General features: G+C 70.5%; 18 protein-coding genes and 1 rRNA gene. 17 read left to right on the forward strand and 2 right to left on the reverse strand.

What is annotated here, in order from left to right; translation table 11 throughout:
- Positions 1–102: 102 nt before the first annotated feature.
- The 7 genes from ilvD (at position 103) to proC (ending at position 6,506) form a co-directional block, all read left to right on the forward strand.
- On the forward strand, positions 103–1,953 hold the full coding sequence (gene ilvD / locus EAO72_RS28585) for a dihydroxy-acid dehydratase (RefSeq protein WP_148020040.1): 1,851 nt from the start codon (positions 103–105) through the stop codon (positions 1,951–1,953).
- A gap of 140 nt (positions 1,954–2,093) precedes the next feature.
- Positions 2,094–2,540, forward strand: coding sequence for an acetyltransferase (locus EAO72_RS28590; protein WP_222724128.1), 447 nt, complete (start codon positions 2,094–2,096; stop codon positions 2,538–2,540).
- Positions 2,541–2,623: 83 nt separating this feature from the next.
- Positions 2,624–3,196 carry a hypothetical protein gene (locus tag EAO72_RS28595; RefSeq protein WP_148020041.1) on the forward strand — a complete coding sequence of 191 codons (573 nt, stop codon included), beginning with the start codon at positions 2,624–2,626 and terminating at the stop codon, positions 3,194–3,196.
- 44 nt (positions 3,197–3,240) lie between these two features.
- Positions 3,241–4,047: a class I SAM-dependent methyltransferase gene (locus EAO72_RS28600; protein WP_148020042.1), complete on the forward strand. Its 807-nt coding sequence runs from the start codon at positions 3,241–3,243 to the stop codon at positions 4,045–4,047.
- A gap of 58 nt (positions 4,048–4,105) precedes the next feature.
- Positions 4,106–4,873 (forward strand): ABC transporter ATP-binding protein, encoded by a 768-nt coding sequence (locus tag EAO72_RS28605; protein WP_148020043.1) that lies wholly within the window; start codon positions 4,106–4,108, stop codon positions 4,871–4,873.
- Complete coding sequence (locus EAO72_RS28610) at positions 4,870–5,637, forward strand: ABC transporter permease (RefSeq protein ID WP_148020044.1); 768 nt, start codon at positions 4,870–4,872, stop codon at positions 5,635–5,637. Before EAO72_RS28605 ends, EAO72_RS28610 begins: the two co-directional genes overlap by 4 nt.
- 59 nt (positions 5,638–5,696) lie before the next feature.
- A complete protein-coding gene (gene proC / locus EAO72_RS28615) occupies positions 5,697–6,506 on the forward strand; it encodes a pyrroline-5-carboxylate reductase (protein WP_148020045.1) in 810 nt (269 codons plus the stop codon).
- A 15-nt stretch (positions 6,507–6,521) separates the two neighbouring features.
- Here the strand turns inward: proC and EAO72_RS28620 are convergent, their stop codons facing one another.
- Entirely contained in the window at positions 6,522–7,106 is a 585-nt protein-coding gene (locus tag EAO72_RS28620) for a cysteine hydrolase family protein (RefSeq protein WP_148020046.1), read from the reverse strand.
- A gap of 80 nt (positions 7,107–7,186) precedes the next feature.
- On the opposite strand from EAO72_RS28620, the gene EAO72_RS28625 reads away from it, so the two are divergent.
- From EAO72_RS28625 to EAO72_RS28675, 10 genes are all read left to right on the forward strand, one after another.
- Positions 7,187–8,203, forward strand: a complete 1,017-nt coding sequence (locus EAO72_RS28625; RefSeq protein ID WP_187285253.1) for a GlxA family transcriptional regulator — start codon at positions 7,187–7,189, stop codon at positions 8,201–8,203.
- Between the two features lie 749 nt (positions 8,204–8,952).
- Positions 8,953–9,069, forward strand: a 5S ribosomal RNA gene (gene rrf / locus EAO72_RS28635).
- Positions 9,070–9,142: 73 nt separating this feature from the next.
- A complete protein-coding gene (locus tag EAO72_RS28640; protein WP_148020048.1) occupies positions 9,143–9,787 on the forward strand; it encodes an HAD family hydrolase in 645 nt (214 codons plus the stop codon).
- A gap of 42 nt (positions 9,788–9,829) precedes the next feature.
- Positions 9,830–11,035: an MFS transporter gene (locus tag EAO72_RS28645; protein WP_148020049.1), complete on the forward strand. Its 1,206-nt coding sequence runs from the start codon at positions 9,830–9,832 to the stop codon at positions 11,033–11,035.
- Complete coding sequence (locus EAO72_RS28650) at positions 11,004–12,176, forward strand: acetoin utilization protein AcuC (protein WP_148020050.1); 1,173 nt, start codon at positions 11,004–11,006, stop codon at positions 12,174–12,176. Before EAO72_RS28645 ends, EAO72_RS28650 begins: the two co-directional genes overlap by 32 nt.
- 94 nt (positions 12,177–12,270) lie before the next feature.
- Positions 12,271–13,086, forward strand: a complete 816-nt coding sequence (locus EAO72_RS28655; RefSeq protein WP_148020051.1) for a phosphatase — start codon at positions 12,271–12,273, stop codon at positions 13,084–13,086.
- Between the two features lie 128 nt (positions 13,087–13,214).
- Complete coding sequence (locus EAO72_RS28660) at positions 13,215–13,427, forward strand: helix-turn-helix domain-containing protein (RefSeq protein WP_123460011.1); 213 nt, start codon at positions 13,215–13,217, stop codon at positions 13,425–13,427.
- A 110-nt stretch (positions 13,428–13,537) separates the two neighbouring features.
- Entirely contained in the window at positions 13,538–13,636 is a 99-nt protein-coding gene (locus tag EAO72_RS28665) for a 30S ribosomal protein bS22 (protein WP_003948845.1), read from the forward strand.
- Positions 13,637–13,880: 244 nt separating this feature from the next.
- Positions 13,881–14,966, forward strand: a complete 1,086-nt coding sequence (locus EAO72_RS28670) for an NAD-dependent epimerase/dehydratase family protein (RefSeq protein ID WP_148020052.1) — start codon at positions 13,881–13,883, stop codon at positions 14,964–14,966.
- A gap of 15 nt (positions 14,967–14,981) precedes the next feature.
- The gene (locus EAO72_RS28675; RefSeq protein ID WP_148020053.1) at positions 14,982–16,010 is read left to right on the forward strand and encodes a lysophospholipid acyltransferase family protein; all 1,029 of its coding nucleotides are present in this window, start codon (positions 14,982–14,984) and stop codon (positions 16,008–16,010) included.
- Positions 16,011–16,253: 243 nt separating this feature from the next.
- On the opposite strand, the gene EAO72_RS28680 is transcribed toward EAO72_RS28675, so the two are convergent.
- Entirely contained in the window at positions 16,254–17,450 is a 1,197-nt protein-coding gene (locus tag EAO72_RS28680) for a DUF5667 domain-containing protein (protein WP_148020054.1), read from the reverse strand.
- Positions 17,451–17,487 lie beyond the last annotated feature (37 nt).

Raw genomic sequence — 17,487 nt, forward strand, 5'->3', positions numbered from 1 at the left:
CCAACTGAGCACCGCATCCCGCATTCCGGACACCCTGTCCAGATCCTGGCACCGGAGGCGTACGCTCGGAACGAGTCTTTTCTGTCGAAGGAGCGAGAGACGATGCCCCAGCTGAGGTCCCGCACTGTCACCCACGGCCGCAACATGGCGGGCGCCCGCGCCCTTATGCGCGCCTCGGGCGTAGCGAGCGAGGACATCGGCAAGCCGATCATCGCGGTCGCCAACTCCTTCACGGAGTTCGTCCCCGGCCACACCCACCTCGCCCCCGTCGGCCGGATCGTCTCCGAGGCGATCAAGGCCGCGGGCGCGGTGCCCCGCGAGTTCAACACCATCGCGGTGGACGACGGCATCGCCATGGGCCACGGCGGCATGCTCTACAGCCTGCCCTCCCGCGACCTCATCGCCGACAGCGTCGAGTACATGGTCGAGGCGCACTGCGCCGACGCGCTGATCTGCATCTCGAACTGCGACAAGATCACCCCCGGCATGCTGATGGCCGCGATGCGCCTCAACATCCCCACGGTCTTCGTCTCCGGCGGTCCGATGGAGGCCGGCAAGGCCACCCTCGTCGACGGCACGGTCCGCAAGCTCGACCTGGTCAACGCGATCAGTGACGCGGTCGACGAGAGCATCTCCGACGAGGACATCCTCCGTATCGAGGAGAACGCCTGTCCCACCTGCGGCAGCTGTTCCGGCATGTTCACCGCCAACTCGATGAACTGCCTGACCGAGGTCCTCGGCCTCTCCCTCCCCGGCAACGGCTCCGTCCTCGCCACGCACACCGCCCGCAGGGCGCTGTACGAGGACGCCGGCCGCACGGTCGTCGAGATCACCAAGCGCTACTACGAGCAGGACGACGAGACGGTCCTGCCCCGCTCCATCGGCACCCGCGCCGCGTTCGACAACGCGATGGCGCTGGACATCGCCATGGGCGGTTCGACCAACACGATCCTGCACCTGCTGGCCGCGGCCGAGGAGGCCGAGCTGGCGTACGACCTCGACGACATCAACGAGGTCTCCCGCCGCGTCCCGTGCCTGTCCAAGGTCGCGCCCAACGTGGCGCCCGGCGGTACGTACTACATGGAGGACGTTCACCGGGCCGGCGGTATCCCCGCCCTCCTCGGCGAGCTCCACCGCGGCGGTCTGCTGAACGAGGACGTGCACTCGGTGCACTCGGACACGCTCGCCGAGTGGCTCAAGAACTGGGACATCCGCGGCGGCTCGCCGTCCCCCGAGGCCGTCGAGCTGTGGCACGCGGCGCCGGGCTGTGTCCGCTCCGCGACCGCGTTCTCGCAGTCCGAGCGCTGGGACACCCTCGACCTGGACGCGGCCGGCGGCTGCATCCGCGACGTGGCGCACGCGTACTCCAAGGACGGCGGCCTCGCGGTCCTCAAGGGCAACATCGCCGTGGACGGCTGCGTCGTGAAGACGGCCGGCGTCGACGAGTCGATCTGGACCTTCGAGGGCCCGGCGGTCGTCTGCGAGTCCCAGGAGGACGCCGTCGACAAGATCCTCCGCAAGGAGATCACGCACGGCGACGTCGTCGTCATCCGTTACGAGGGCCCGCGCGGCGGCCCCGGCATGCAGGAGATGCTCTACCCGACCTCCTTCCTCAAGGGCCGGGGTCTCGGCAAGACCTGTGCGCTGATCACCGACGGCCGCTTCTCCGGTGGTACGTCGGGTCTGTCCATCGGCCACGCCTCGCCCGAGGCGGCGTCCGGCGGCACGATCGCGCTGGTCGAGGACGGCGACCGGATCCGGATCGACATCCCGAACCGCTCGATCGAGCTCCTCGTGTCCGACGCCGATCTGGCCACCCGCCGTGAGGCGCTGAACGGCGTGTACGCGCCGAAGAACCGCGAGCGCAAGGTCTCGGCGGCGCTGCGCGCCTACGCGGCCATGGCGACGAGCGCGGACCGCGGCGCCGTCCGCGACGTCTCCAAGCTGGGCTGAGCCACCCGGTTCCGGCCCCTCCACGGAGGGGCCGGAACCGTGGCCCGCCCTCCTGCGCGTGGCGTAAAACCAACTCCCCGTGACCATCCGCTCGCAGTAGGCTCGCACCCTTGTCATGTAAGGATCATGATTGGGGGAGCATGCGCACTTCCGTACGCCGCCCGGCGATCATCGCGGCCGCCGTCGCCGCCCTCGCGGCACTCGGCGCCACCCCGGCCGGCGCGGTCACGGCGGCCGCCACTCCGGCGGGGGTCTGTGGATCCGGGTACACCCAGATCGACTCGCACGCGTTCCGGAACTCGGCGACCGAACTGGCCCGCGTCCATCTCTTCTACAACGCGAGCACCCGGTCCAACTGTGTCGTGACCTTCCACTCCTCCTCCACCAGCGGCTACGCGCTGACCACCGGCGCCTGGCTCGATGTGGACGGGGACGGCAAGGGACAGGCCAAGGACCAGGGGACGTACTCCTCGTACGCGGGACCGGTCAGGCTCGCCGCGGGCAGCCGCTGTGTGAAGTGGGGCGGCATGATCGAGGCAGGTGTCGCCACGTACACCTACACCAGCTCCTGGGAACACTGCGGCTGAGCCGCGCCGGCATTCGCACCGTGCGCGGCGCCGCCGCGCACGGCTGCCCCGGGCTCCGTCCCGACCCTGGGATAATCGGTCGCGTGACCGAGAACAGCGACACCCCCGACGGCACGGCTCCCGGCACCACCGAGTCCGGCGCGACGCCCACCGGCGCCCCCGCGACCGCCCCCGGCCCGCAGCCCGAGCCCCTCCGCTTCTTCGGCACGACCTGGGTCGCCCACGACGGCAACTACGGGCTCCGCAGGGCCGGAGCCGCCATCGGTTCGCTGGCCGCCGCGGTCGCCTCCTGCTTCGTCCTCCGCTTCGCCTATCAGGGCCTGCAGATCGCCGATGTCGGCAGCTTCGTCGGCCTGCTGGTCGTCCTGATGTTCGCCATCTGCAGCGCCGTCGCGTTCCGCAAGACGTGGGAGGGCTTCAGCCGCCGCCCGGCCGACCCGGCCCGCGAGGACACGCTGCGCGGTCTCAAGACCATCGGCTTCGTCGGCTCGCTCCTCGCGTACTTCTTCCGTACGTTCACCGAGGCGCCGGGCGAGAAGCTGCGCCGCGCGGAGTACGAGGCGGCCCAGGTCCGCTTCGCGAAGCGCCGCTCGTCCAGGACCGGCAACCCGGCGGCCCGCAAGACGGCCAGGGCGAAGAAGCCGCGGCGCAAGTAGGGGACCCGGCCCGGCCCGTACGGCCGGCGGGCCACGATGGCCCCATGACCGCAACGGAATCCCCGGACGCCGCTCCGGAACACACGCCCGATCCCGCACCCCGGCGCGCCCTGTCCTTCGACGGGGCGGCCGCCCAGTACGCCGCCGCCCGCCCCGGGTACCCCGCCGCCCTGTTCGACGCCGTAGAGGAGCTCGCGGGCCTGCCCCTGCACGGTGCCCGCACGCTCGACGTGGGCGCGGGCACCGGCATCTCCACCCGGCGCCTGCACGACCGCGGCGCCCGCGTCGTCGCCGTGGAGCCGGGCCCCGGCATGGCGGCCGAACTGCGCCGGTCCCTCCCCTGCGTGCCGCTGGTGCGGGGTGACGGCAACAGCCTTCCCTTCGCCCCGGCCTCGGCCGACCTGATCACGTACGCGCAGTCCTACCACTGGACCGACCGCGACCGCTCCACGCCCGAGGCCCTGCGCGTCCTGCGGCCGGGCGGCGCGCTCGCTCTCTGGTGGAACGTCTCCGACCACACCGTCCCGTGGGTGGCCGGCCAGGACACCCGGCTGCGCGACTTCTTCCGCGACGAGACCGGGGCCGAGGACGAAAGCGCCCACGGCGCGCCCGCCCTCACCCGCGGTCTGCTGCCCGAGCTCGCCTTCGTGCACCGCCGTATCCCCTGGACCCGGCGCGTCCCCCTGGCCACCCACCTCGACAACCTCGGCAGCCACTCCGCCTTCCTGGTCCTGGGCAAGGAACCCACCCGGCGCTTCCTCGCCGACGAACGCGAGCACCTCGCGCGGCTCTTCCCGGACGGCACGGTGGAGGAGGCATACGTCGTCGATCTGAGTGTGGCCGTCCGCTGACGGCCCGGCCCCGCCCGGTCCCTTGACGGCGGCGCCCGCCGGGACCAAAATTCATCACATGATGAATTCTTCGGGCGCCGCCATCGAGGCCCGTGGCCTCACCGTCGTACGAGGCAGCCGCACCGTCCTGAAGGGCCTCGGCTTCACCGTCGAACCCGGCCGGATCACGGGCCTCCTCGGCCCTTCAGGCTGCGGCAAATCCACCCTGATGCGTGCCGTCGTCGGCACCCAGGCCAAGGTCACCGGCACCCTCGACGTCCTGGGCAGTCCGGCGGGCCACCCCACCCTCCGGCCCAGGATCGGGTACGTCACCCAGGCCCCGTCCGTCTACACCGACCTCACCGTCCGGCAGAACCTCGACTACTTCGCGGCGGTCCTCCAGCCGGGCCGCCGGCACCGGGAGGACCGCCGCGCTGCCGTCACCCAAGCGATCACCGAAGTGGACCTGAGCAGCCACGCCGACGATCTCGCCGGCACCCTCTCCGGCGGTCAGCGCACCCGCGTCTCCCTCGCCGTCGCGCTGCTCGGCACCCCCGAACTCCTCGTCCTCGACGAACCGACCGTCGGCCTCGACCCGGTGCTCAGGCGCGATCTCTGGAACCTCTTCCACAGCCTCGCCGCCGACCGCGGCACCACCCTGCTCGTCTCCTCCCACGTCATGGACGAGGCCGAGCGCTGCCACCGACTGCTCCTGATGCGCGAGGGCGAGATCCTCGCCGACGACACCCCCGAGGCCCTGCGCACGAACTCCCGGACCGACACCGTCGAAGAAGCCTTCCTCCACCTGGTCGACGCGGCCGCCACCCGTCAGGAGAACGCCCGATGAACACGACGACCACCGGCTCCCGGCCCCTGAGCGCGGCCCGCACCCTCGCCACCGCGGGCCGGGTCCTGCGCCAGCTGACGCACGACCCGCGCACGGTCGCTCTCCTGCTGCTGATCCCGGTCCTGATGATCACGCTGCTGCGGTACGTGTTCGACGGGAGCCCGCAGACGTTCGACTCCATCGGCGCCTCGCTCCTCGGCATCTTCCCGCTGATCACGATGTTCCTGGTGACCTCGATCGCCACCCTGCGCGAACGCACCTCGGGCACCCTGGAGCGCCTCCTCGCCATGCCGCTCGGCAAGGGCGACCTGATCGCCGGCTACGCGCTCGCCTTCGGCGCCGTCGCCATCGTCCAGTCGCTCCTGGCCACGGCCCTCTCGGTCTGGGCCCTCGGCCTGGACGTCACCGGATCACCGTGGCTGCTGCTCCTGGTCGCGCTGCTCGACGCCCTGCTCGGCACGGCGCTCGGCCTGTTCGTCTCGGCCTTCGCGGCATCCGAGTTCCAGGCCGTCCAGTTCATGCCGGCCGTGATCTTCCCGCAGCTCCTGCTCTGCGGACTCTTCATCGCCCGGGACCGGATGGCCCCCGCCCTCGAAGCGCTCTCAAACGTCCTGCCCATGTCGTACGCCGTCGACGGCATGAACGAGGTCCTCCACCACACCGAAGTCACCGGCGACTTCGTCCGCGACATCGCGGTCGTGGCCGGCTGCGCCGTCCTCGTCCTGGCGCTCGGCGCGGCCACCCTCCGCCGCCGCACCACCTGACCGGCCGGTGCGAGGATGGCGCCACGAGAACCGTGAGCACCGCCCGGAGGGTGAAGCGCATGACCCAGACAGTTGCAGTCCTCGGCACCGGCAAGATCGGCGAGGCCCTGCTCAGCGGCATGATCCGGGCCGGCTGGCGTCCGGCGAACCTGCTGGTCACCACCCGCCGCTCCGAGCGCGCCGCCGAGCTGCGCGACCGTTACGGCGTCGACACGGTCACCAACGCGGAGGCCGCCAAGCGCGCGGACATCCTCATCCTCGCGGTCAAGCCCCAGGACATGGGCCGCCTCCTCGACGAGCTCTCCCCGCACCTCACCGCCGACCGCCTGGTCATCAGCGCCGCAGCCGGCATCACGACCGCCTTCTTCGAGGAGCGCCTCGCCGCCGGCACCCCGGTGGTCCGCGTCATGCCGAACACTCCCGTCCTGGTCGACGAGGGTATGTCCGTCATCTCCGCGGGCAGCCACGCCACCACCGAACACCTCGCCACCGCGGAGTCGATCTTCGGAGGCGTCGGCAAGACCCTGCGCGTCCCCGAGTCGCAGCAGGACGCGGCGACCGCCCTGTCCGGCTCGGGACCCGCGTACTTCTACTTCCTCGTCGAGGCGATGACGGACGCGGGCATCCTGCTGGGCCTGCCCCGCGCCCAGGCCCACGACCTCATCGTGCAGGCCGCCATCGGCGCCGCAGTGATGCTCCGCGACAGCGGCGAGCACCCGGTCAAACTCCGCGAGGCCGTCACCAGCCCGGCCGGCACCACGATCAGCGCCATCCGCGAACTGGAGAACCACGGGGTGCGCGCCGCTCTCATCGCCGCCCTCGAAGCGGCCCGCGACCGCAGCCGCGAGCTCGCCTCCGGCAACGGCTGAGCCGGGGCCCGGACCCTACTTCGCGGCCGCGATCAGCTCCGCACTGCGCACCACCTTCGCGAACCCACCGCCGTGCAACGACACGGCGGTGGCCCGCGCCAACTCCTCCGCACCGAGCGTCCATCCCCACGGACCGGCCCCGTCGAAGGTGTAGGTCGCGTCGAGCGCGAAGAACACCTCGTAACCCAGGTTCCCGGCCATGCGCGCTGTCGTCTCCGCGCACATGTTGGTCTGGATCCCGGCCACCACGATCTGCCGCACTCCTGCCGCGTTCAGCCAGGCACCCAGATCCGGTGTTCCGTAGAACGCCGAGTTCACGCTCTTCGCGACGAACAGTTCCGCTCCGCCGCCCTTACCCCGCCGCTTCTCCACGTACGGCTTGAAGTCGTTCCCGGGATATCCCACCCGCAACGGCGAATCGGGCTTGGGCGAGTCATGCCGTACGAAGACGACGGGCCGACCGCTCGACTGCCAGGCGTCGATCAGCCCGGCGATGTTCTCGTCCGCCGCGGGATTGTTCCGCGGCCCCCAGTACGCCTCCTCCTCGAATCCCTGCTGCACGTCCACCACGACCAGCGCTGCGTTCTCCGCGATCTCCATGACCACGATCCTGCCGCCCCGGGACCGGAGCGCCCAGAGGTCGGAAAGCCATCGATCGATGCTTTACTGCCACCATGCCGATGACCGGGACACTCCATCCCGCCCCCACCCGGATCGCCCTCGTCTCCTTCCCCGGTGTCCGGGCGTTCGACGTCTCGGTCATCACGGAGGTCTGGGGCGTGGACCGGACGGACCGGGGAGTCCCGCCGTTCGACCTGCACCGCACCGCGGCCACCGACGCCCCCATCGCGTTGCGCGGCGGCCTCTCCCTGACCCCCGACCGCACACTGACCTGGCTGGCCCGCGCCGACCTGATCGTCGTGCCGGGGCTCGACGACCATGTGACACCGGCCCCGGAACCGGTCCTCGCGGCCCTGCGCCGCGCTCATGCCCGCGCCACGCCCATCGCGGCCCTCTGCGGAGGCGCCTTCACCCTGGCGCAGGCGGGCCTCCTGGACGGCCGGCGGGCAGTCACCCACTGGAACCTCACGGACCTCTTGCGTACCCGCCATCCCGCCGTGACCGTCGTCCCGGACGCCTTGTTCGTCCACGACGACAACCTCTGGACGTCGGCAGGCACCGCAGCAGGCATCGACCTCTGCCTCCACCTCGTCCGGACGGCCCAGGGCGCCGAGGCGGCGGCGACGATCGCACGGTCGATGGTCACGGCCCCTTTCCGCACCGGCACGCAGGCCCAGTTCATCGAGCACCCCACGCCGCACACCGACCGCGACGCCGACACGCTCGCCGATGTCCGCGCCTTCGCCCTGACCCGCTTGGCGGATCCGCACACGGTGGCGGGGCTGGCCGACCGGGCCGGCATGTCGCCGCGCTCCTTCGCCCGCCACTTCCAGGCGAGCACCGGCACCACGCCGCTGCGCTGGCTGATCGCCCAGCGCATCGCCGCAGCTCAGAAACTTCTGGAACGCACCGACCTCCCGCTGCCCGAGGTGGCCCGCCGTACGGGCTTCGGCAGCGAGATCACCATGCGCCAGCACTTCGCCACCCACCTGGGCACCAGCCCCCGCGACTACCGTCTCGCCTTCCACCGCACCCCGACGAGGGCCGGGGTTGACACGCCCCCCACGCATCCGTAGTGTGCTCCGAGTTGTCCGACGTGAGCGCCGACCCCGGTCGGTCCCCGGACAGCCATTCCGCAGTAACCACAACGAGCGAGCGACAGCTGTCGCCTGCATCTGCGTGCGCGCATTCGCGAAATGAGGAATCCACGTTCGAAGGAACGTGACCCCGATTAGCGTCGGGGCCCTGGATTCCGCTAACGTCTCACTCGTCGGAACGGCCCAACAGCCGCGAGGACAAGCCCCGCTGACTGGGAATCAGGCCCGAAAGGATCTGATAGAGTCGGACTCGCTGGAAAGGGAAAGCGCGAAAGCGAAGAACTGGAAAGCGGAAATGCGAGACCCGCTTCGACCGGGAATCGGACACGAAAGAGTCTGATAGAGTCGGAAACGCAAGACCGAAGGGAAGCGCCCGGAGGAAAGCCCGCGAGGGTGAGTACGAAGGAAGCGTCCGTTCCTTGAGAACTCAACAGCGTGCCAAAAGTCAACGCCAGATATGTTGATACCCCGACCTGTTTCGGCAGGTTCGAGGTTCCTTTGAAAGTCCTGGCAGGCCTTCGGGCTTGGCAGGCAATGCACACAGCGAGGACATAGTGAACGACCGGTCCTATTCCGACTCGGTTGTTCCGCTCTCGTGGCCGGTAACGGGTGGAGCTGACTGGTACTAATAGGCCGAGGGCTTGTCCTCAGTTGCTCGCGTCCACTGTGTTAGTTCTGAAATAACGAACGGCCGTGTTTTCATCCGGTGTTGGTTAATTTCATAGTGTTTCGGTGGTCATTGCGTTAGGGAAACGCCCGGTTACATTCCGAACCCGGAAGCTAAGCCTTTCAGCGCCGATGGTACTGCAGGGGGGACCCTGTGGGAGAGTAGGACGCCGCCGAACTCCTTTTGATAGTTAAGCCCCGTGCCCTTGTGGCACGGGGCTTTTCTGCGTTCCGACCGTTTAAGGTCGTGACATGCGCTACGAACTGGTCATCTTCGACAACGACGGTGTGCTCGTGGACAGCGAGCCGATCTCCAACACCATCCTGGCCGCCTACCTCACCGAGCTCGGCCACCCCACCTCGTACGAGGAGTCCCTCCGCGACTACATGGGGTCCGCCGTGCACCGGGTGCACGACCTCGTCGAGGAGCGGGGCGGGGAGAAGCTGCCCGCAGACTTCGACGACACGCTCCACGCGCGGATCTTCGCCGCGTTCGAGCGGGAGCTGGTGCCCGTGCCCGGCGTGGAGGAGGTGCTGGGGGAGCTCGTCGCCGACGGGATCCCGTACTGCGTCGCCTCCTCCAGCAGTCACGAGCGGATCCGGGTCAGCCACCGCAGGACAGGGCTCGACCAGTGGTTCGAGGAGGAGTGGATCTTCTCGGCCGAGGACGTGGGCCGGGGGAAGCCGGCGCCGGACCTGTTCCTCCTCGCCGCCGAGCGGATGGGCGTCGCCCCGGAACGGTGCGTCGTCATCGAGGACAGCCCGCTCGGTGTGGAGGCGGCCAGGGCCGCGGGCATGGACGTGTACGGGTTCACATCGATGATGCCGGCGGACCGGCTGGCCGGTGTGACCGGGCATTTCTCCGACATGGGACAGCTGCGGGAATTGCTTGCCTGACGCGTCTACCCATGGGTAGAAACTGGCCCTACGCTCGCGCCCATGACAGATGCACGTTTGCGGCACGGCAGAGCCTCCCTCGCGTTGAGCTTCTTCGTGCAGGGCGTCACCTTCGCTCTCCTCGTGACCCGGATCCCCGCCATTCAGGACCGGTACGGGATATCCGACGGCCTGCTGCCCGTGTTCCTCGCCGCCGTGCCGGTCCTGGCCGGTGTGGGCAGCGTGGTCACCGAGAAGGTGGTCGCACGGGTGCGTCCGAGGGTCGTCCTGCGGTGGGCGCAGCCGGTGGTGCTGCTTGCGCTGCTCGGCGTCGGTGCCGGGAGCCAGGTGTGGGAAGCGGCCCTGGCGCTCGGTGTGTTCGGGCTGTCCGTAGGTGCGCTGGACGCCTCCATGAACATGATGGGGGTCAGCCTCCAGCGGGCGTACGGGCGCTCCATCATGCTCGGCTTCCACGCCGCGTACAGCCTGGGCGGGATCGCCGGGGCCTCCATGGCGTGGGCCGGAGCTCACTGGGATCTCTCGCTGCTGGTCTCGTACCTTCCGGTGGTCGTCGTGCTGCTGCCCGTCGCGTTCGTCGGGAGCCGTTGGTACGTCGAGGGGAAGCAGGAGGACGAGCGGGAGAAGGGTGCGGCGCGGGGTGCGGCCGGGTCGGTTTCGTTCAAACTGCTGATGCCGCTCTGTCTGGTGATGTGTTTCGCGTACATCGGGGATTCGACGGTCTCGAACTGGAGCGCCAAGTACCTCCAGGACGTGCTGGGGAGTTCGGAGCAGCTTTCGACGGTCCCGTACAACGTGTACATGGTGACGACGTTGCTCGGGCGGGCCGTCGGGGACTTCGGGGTGCGGCGGTTCGGTGCCGTGGCCGTGGTGCGGTCGGGGAGCGTGCTGGCCGCGGCCGGGTTCGGTGTGGTGGCGGTCGCGGGCGGGGCCTGGGTGGGGATGCTCGGGTTCACGATGCTCGGGCTCGGGCTCTGCGTGATCGTGCCGCAGACGTTCGCGGCCGCCGGGCGGATGTTCCCCGGGGCGAGCGATACCGCCATCGCCCGGCTGAACATCTTCAACTACGTGGGGTTCCTGGTGGGCTCACCCCTGGTGGGGGCGCTCGGGGACGCCTGGAGCTACCGGGGCGCGATGCTCGTGCCGATGGTGCTGGTGCTCGCGACGCTGGTGTACGCCAAGTCGTTCGGCGCGGAGCCTGCCCGATACGGTGGCGGGCATGAGCGGCCGCGCACAGTTGATGTGGGATGACGCAGTAACGGGATACGACTTCGGGGACAGTCATCCCATGGATCCGGTCAGGCTCGCCCTGACGATGGGTCTGGTCCGGGCGTTCGGTCTCGACCGGGCGGTGGATGTCGTGGCCGCCAAGGCGGCCGGGGACTCGACGCTGCGGCTCGTGCACCGGTCGGACTACGTGGCGGCGGTGCGGGCCGCGTCCGCCGATCCGCGGGCCGCGGACCAGAACTACGGGATCGGGACGACGGACGATCCGGCGTTCGCCGGGATGCACGAGGTGTCGGCGCTGATCGCCGGCCAGTCGGTGGCGGCGGCCGAGGCCGTGTGGCGGGGCGAGACCGGGCACGCCGTGAACTTCTCCGGCGGGCTCCATCACGCCATGCCCGGCGGGGCGGCGGGTTTCTGCATCTACAACGATCCGGCGCTCGCCATCGCGCGGCTGCTGGAGCTGGGGGCCGAGCGCGTCGCGTACGTCGATGTCGACGTGCACCACGGCGACGGCGTGCAGGCGGCGTTCTGGGAGGACCCGAGGGTGCTGACCATCTCGCTGCACGAGCATCCACGCACGCTCTTCCCGCAGACCGGGTGGCCGGAGGAGACCGGTGCCGGGGCGGGGGAGGGCGGTGCGGTCAATGTGGCGTTGCCGGCCGGTACGGGGGACGCGGGATGGCTGCGGGCGTTCCACGCGGTGGTGCCGGAGCTGCTGGCGGACTTCCGGCCGCAGGTGCTGGTGACGCAGCACGGGGCCGACACGCACTTCGAGGACCCGCTGGCCCATCTCGCGGTGTCGCTGGACGCGCAGCGGGCCGTGATGGCGGCCTGCCACGATCTGGCGCACGAGCATGCGGAGGAAGGGCGCTGGGTGGCGCTCGGCGGGGGCGGGTACGCGGTGGTGGACGTGGTGCCGCGGTCCTGGACCCATCTGGTGGGGATCGCCGCGCACGCGCCCGTGGATCCGGAGTCGGTGATCCCGTCGTCCTGGCGCGACGAGGTCTACGCCCGGACCCGGCAGCTGGGGCCGGCCCGGATGACGGACGGGCGGACTCCGTCGTGGAAGGCGTGGGAGGACGGTTACGACCCTGCGGACCGGCTGGATCAGGCGGTGCTCGCGACCCGGCGTGCGGCGTTCCCGCTGCGGGGGCTGCTGACCTGACGGCCGGAGCGGTGGCTCGTTCCGGTTGCGCCAACTGTGGGGCGTAATCCGGGTTTTGGCCCCCCGGCGCCGGTGGTGGGGCAGCATCGGCAGGGTGTTGAGCACCGGAGCGCTGCGCGCGCATCTGCTGGCGGCCCGGCTGGCCGGGCCCGTGGCCACCTCGCGGGAGACGAGCCTGCGGAGCTATCGGCTGTTCGCGGCCAGGGATCCGCGGGTGACGCTGGGACTCGATCCCGGACAGGGGTGGGGGGAGCGGGACCTGCTGCGGCTGATGGCCGACAAGTGCGGGGTCTCGGACGACCCGGCCCATGTCTCGGGTCCCGACGTGATCGATCCTGAGCGGACGATGGCGGGTCTCGACGCGTTTGCCGAGCGGTTGTCGGACGCGGCGGTCCGGCGGGCGCCGGTGCTGTTCGGGACGGGACATCCGCATCGGCTGATCGGCTTCTACGCAGCGCTGGCAGACGCCCTGTCGGCGGTCGGGTGTGCCGTACTCACCCCCGCGCAGGGGCGACGTATCGACATAACGACCCGGTTCGGAGTACGCACGTACCACCTCGACTACGTACGGGGAGTCGCGCTGGTGCGCGAACCCGGCGCGCGGGTGCCCGGCGGTGGCACCGGCGCACACACCCACTCACCGCTGCCGCTGAGGGTGGCCCTGGAGGCCGCCGCGGAGGCTCGCGGGCCGCTGCCGGAACTCGTCGTGGGAGACCACGGCTGGGTCTGCGGGGCAGGTCAGCTGGGCATCGAGGCGATCGGCCTGGCGGATACGGACGATCCGGCGCTGTTCGTCGGGGAGGCGGAGGGCCGGGTGGCGGTCGCCGTTCCGCTCGACGACGGCGTGCGGTCCGCGTATTACCTGCCGCTGACGCGCTATGTGCTCAATCGGGCGTGTCTGTCACAGTAGGCGGCCGATCGTCTCTCCTCTTCCCCACTCGCATCACCCGCCCCTAATCTGGGGAGTGAGCGCACAGCGACGAAGAGTCACCGGAGGGGAAGCCGGTGCGCGTCTCGTGCGGAAGGTACAGGTGGGTCATGGCTGCTGACAGCGAGAGGCCTCTCAACGAGGTCAAGTTTCTGACCGTGGCGGAAGTCGCCTCGGTCATGCGAGTGTCGAAGATGACCGTGTACCGCTTGGTGCACAGTGGTCATCTGCCGGCGATCCGGGTGGGAAGGTCCTTCCGGGTGCCGGAGCAAGCGGTTCACGAGTATCTCCGTGAGTCCTTCGTGGGGGTGGGGACGGCCTGACGTTCCCCTCGGATTACGTACCTCACGCGGTGGCGGGTAGGCTAGGCCGACGTAGGTCGTGTGGGCCCAGACGCCCCGCACCAGTGAAGAAGAAGTGAGCGAGGGTAGTCGTGGGCTCTGTTATCAAGAAGCGGCGTAAGCGGATGGCCAAGAAGAAGCACCGCAAGCTGCTCAAGCGCACGCGCGTTCAGCGTCGCAACAAGAAGTAAGCGAACGCAGTTCGTGAAATCCGCAGCCCTTTCGCCGATGAGGCGGGAGGGCTGCGGTGCTGTGCGGGGCCGGTACGCGGCGCTGCGGGCGGCGGGTGCGCACATTCGGGCCAAGACGCGGGAGAACGCCGCCGCGCAGACGTCACAGGGCAACATCCACCCGCTACGGTGACGAGCGGGGGAGTGCCTTTTCGCGGGCGTCCCCTTCACTCACCTCACGGGAGACCGAGGGAAGGCGCTGATCTTGGGGAAGGTCGTGCTCGTCACGGGAGCGGCCCGGCAGCTGGGCGGCCGGTTCGTGCGGCGCATCCAGCGTGAACCGGACGTGGACCGGGTGATCGCGGTCGACGCGGTCGAGCCCGGGCACGGGCTGGGCGACGCCGTGTTCGTGCGCGCGGACATCCGCCAGCCCGCCATCGCCAGGGTCCTCGCCGAGCACATGGTCGACACGGTCGTGCACCTGGACGTCAGTGGCAAGGCGCTCGGGGCCCAGGGGCGTACCGCGGTCAAGGAGACCAACGTCATCGGCACGATGCAGTTGCTCGGCGCCTGTCAGAAGGCGCCGTCGGTGCGGCGGATGGTGGTCAAGTCCAGTACGGGCGTGTACGGCTCCGCGCCCCGCGATCCGGCGGTCTTCCACGAGACGACGCCGCCCAAGTCGCTGCCCGGCGGCGGCTTCGCGAAGGACGCGGCGGAGGTCGAGGGGTACGTACGGGGCTTCGCGCGCCGCAGGCCGGACGTGGCCGTGTGCGTGCTGAGGTTCGCGAACATCCTGGGACCCGACCCGGACTCGCCGCTCGCCGACTATCTCGCGCTGCCGGTCCTGCCGACGGTGTTCGGGTACGACCCGAGGCTCCAGTTCGTCCACGAGGACGACGTCCTGGACGTCCTCGGTATCGCCTCCGGCGAGCCGCGGCGCGGGACGCTGAACAGCGGGACGTTCAACATCGCGGGGGACGGGGTGCTGCTGCTCTCGCAGTGCGCGCGGCGGCTGGGGCGGCCGACGATGCCGCTGCTGCTGCCCGCGGTCACGTGGGTCGGGCAGGCGCTGCGTACCGTCGGCATGACGGACTTCTCGCCGGAACAGATCCGGCTGCTCACCCATGGCAGGGTGGTCTCCACGGTCCAGATGCGCGAGACCCTGGGCTTCCGACCGCGGTTCTCCACGGCGGAGACCTTCGCCGAGTACGCGCGCAGCCGGGGGCCGGGGCTGCTGCCGCCCGCGGCGGTGGGCCGGGCCGTCGACCGGCTGGCGGCGCTGCCGTTCGCCGGGGGGACCGGCCGGGTCCCCGGCAGCGGCGACACACACCCGACTCCGAGCGTCAGGTAGAGGAGCGCACCGACGATGGCGGATGCCAAGGTCATTCCGTTCGATGACGACCGTTCACGGTCGGGGGGAGCACCGCGTGCCGCGCGCCGGCGTTCCCCGGGACGCGGTACGGGGTCCGTGAGCGCCCTGCCCGGGCAGCCGGCGGCCTCGCTGCCGCCGGAGGGGCAGGAGGAAGCTGTGGCGGGCTCCGAGGGCGTGGCAGGCGGTGGCTGGGACCGGCGGATCGCGGGCGGGCTCGCGTTCCTGCGACGGCGGGTCACGGGCGAGTACGACGTCGACGAGTTCGGTTACGACGAGGAGCTCACCGACCAGGTCCTGATGTCGGTGCTGCGGCCGGTGTACGAGAAGTACTTCCGGGTCGAGGTGAAGGGCATCGAGAACATCCCGTCGGACGGCGGGGCGCTCATCGTGTCCAACCACTCGGGGACGCTGCCGCTGGACGGGCTGATGCTCCAGGTCGCGGTGCATGACAACCATCCGGCGGGGCGGCATCTGCGGCTGCTCGCGGCGGACCTGGTCTTCATGCTGCCGGTCGTGAACGAGCTGGCCCGCAAGGCCGGGCACACGCTGGCCTGCGCGGAGGACGCGGAGCGGCTGCTGCGGCAGGGCGAGGTCGTCGGCGTGATGCCGGAGGGGTTCAAGGGCATCGGCAAGCCGTTCGGCGAGCGGTACAAGCTGCAGCGCTTCGGGCGGGGCGGTTTCGTGTCCACGGCGTTGCGGGCCGGGGTGCCGATCGTGCCGTGCTCGATCGTGGGGGCGGAGGAGATCTACCCGATGATCGGCAACGCGAAGACTCTGGCGCGGCTGCTGGGCTTCCCGTACTTCCCGATCACGCCGACGTTTCCCTGGCTGGGACCGCTGGGGGCGCTGCCGTTGCCCACGAAGTGGACGATCCAGTTCGGTGAGCCGATTCCCACGGACGGGTATCCGGTGGAGGCGGCGGAGGATCCGATGCTGATGTTCAATCTGACGGATCAGGTGCGGGAGCAGATTCAGCACACGCTGTACAAGTTGCTGGTGCAGCGGCGGTCGGTGTTCTTCTGACGTTGCCCGGGCGTCCGGGTGTGTCGATTTGTCCTCAAGCGCCGGACGGGCTGCGGATGGGTGGCCTCGGGCGCGAGGTGCGGGTGCGCTGGGGCGCGGGCCTTGTCCTCAATCGCCGGACGGGCTTGATTGGCCGGTCCGTGGCGAGACCGCTTTGCCCTCAGACGCCGGACGGGCTTGATGGGGCTGGACGGGCTTGATGAGGCCGGGGGCGGCCCCGGTTGGGGCCGCCCCCGGCCGGTGTCAGTTCTTGTCGTCCTGGGCGTCGATTCCCAGGCCGCCGATCAGGCCGGGGATCAGGGGCGGCAGGGTGATGTCCGGCGACGGGGTCGTGCTCGGTGTGTCCTGGGACGGGCTGGTGGCGTCGGGGGACGGCGGGTCGAGGAGGCCGTCCGTGCCGCCGCCGATCAGGCCGTCCGCGGGGCTGCTGCCCGAGCCCGAGGGGCGGGGCGAGGAGCTGGTGCCCGGGCTGCTGTCGTGCGTGCCGGAAGGCGACGACGGCGACGGGGCGTGCGAACGGGAGGACGGTGCCGAGCCCTCGCCGGTGGTGCCGGACTCCTTGAATCCGCTGTCCTTCTCCACGGGGCGGGGGAGCAGCGACTGCAGCGGTTCGACCTCTTGGTCTATGGCCGCGAAGACCGAGCTCACCTGGTCGCCGATGTCGGTCAGCTGTACGGGGAGGCGGTCGCGGAGGCTGCTCCAGCTGTCGCGGTGGGTGCGGGAGAAGGAGTCGAGGGTCTGGATGGGGCCGATCCCGCCGTCGCGTTCGTAGGCGGCGTGGAGCAGACGGTGGCCCTCCGTGGCGTCGTGGGTCATGCGGCCCAGCGTGCGTCGGACCTCGCCGAGCTGCTCGTGGTCCAGGTCGCCCGAGCGGGCGCGCTCCATCAGCCTGCGGGCTTCGCTGAGCCGGGTCGAGGCCTGGTCCAGGTAGACCTCGCCGCGGTCCGTGTCGCCGTCGGCCAGGCCGAGGTGGATGTCCTCCATGCCGCGCTTCAGCCCGTAGAGGGAGTCACCCGGCAGGGCGTCGGAACTGGCAGCGGCCACTCCGCCGAAGGCTCCCGCGGCCACACCGACGGTGAGCCCGCCGGCCGCGAGGCCCTTCGTCCAGCGGGATCTGGGGCGCAGTTTCCGGAGTGGCGAGGCCCGGTGGGCCCCCTTGCCCCGTTGTTCGGGCACCGTAGGGTCCGCGGACGCGCCGCCCTCGGCGAACATGGCCTCCATGGCGGCGACGAGCTGGGCTCGCTGCACCACTTTGACCTCGGGATCCAACTCCGGCTTCGGTAGCTCACCGAGGCCGTTCGCCAGGGCCAACAGCGGTCCGGGGTCGGCCTGTTCGGCCGGGTCCTCGGGCTGTACGGCCGCCGCACCGCGGAGCGACTGCTCCTCCAGGGCCTGGGCGAAGGCGTTCGCCCGCCGGTGTGCCGAAACGTTTGCGATCACTGGCGGCACCTCCTCTCGTCATGACGGTCGACTCCCC

Origin of the sequence: Streptomyces sp. OR43, from assembly GCF_008042275.1 — a bacterium.
Classification (GTDB): domain Bacteria; phylum Actinomycetota; class Actinomycetes; order Streptomycetales; family Streptomycetaceae; genus Streptomyces.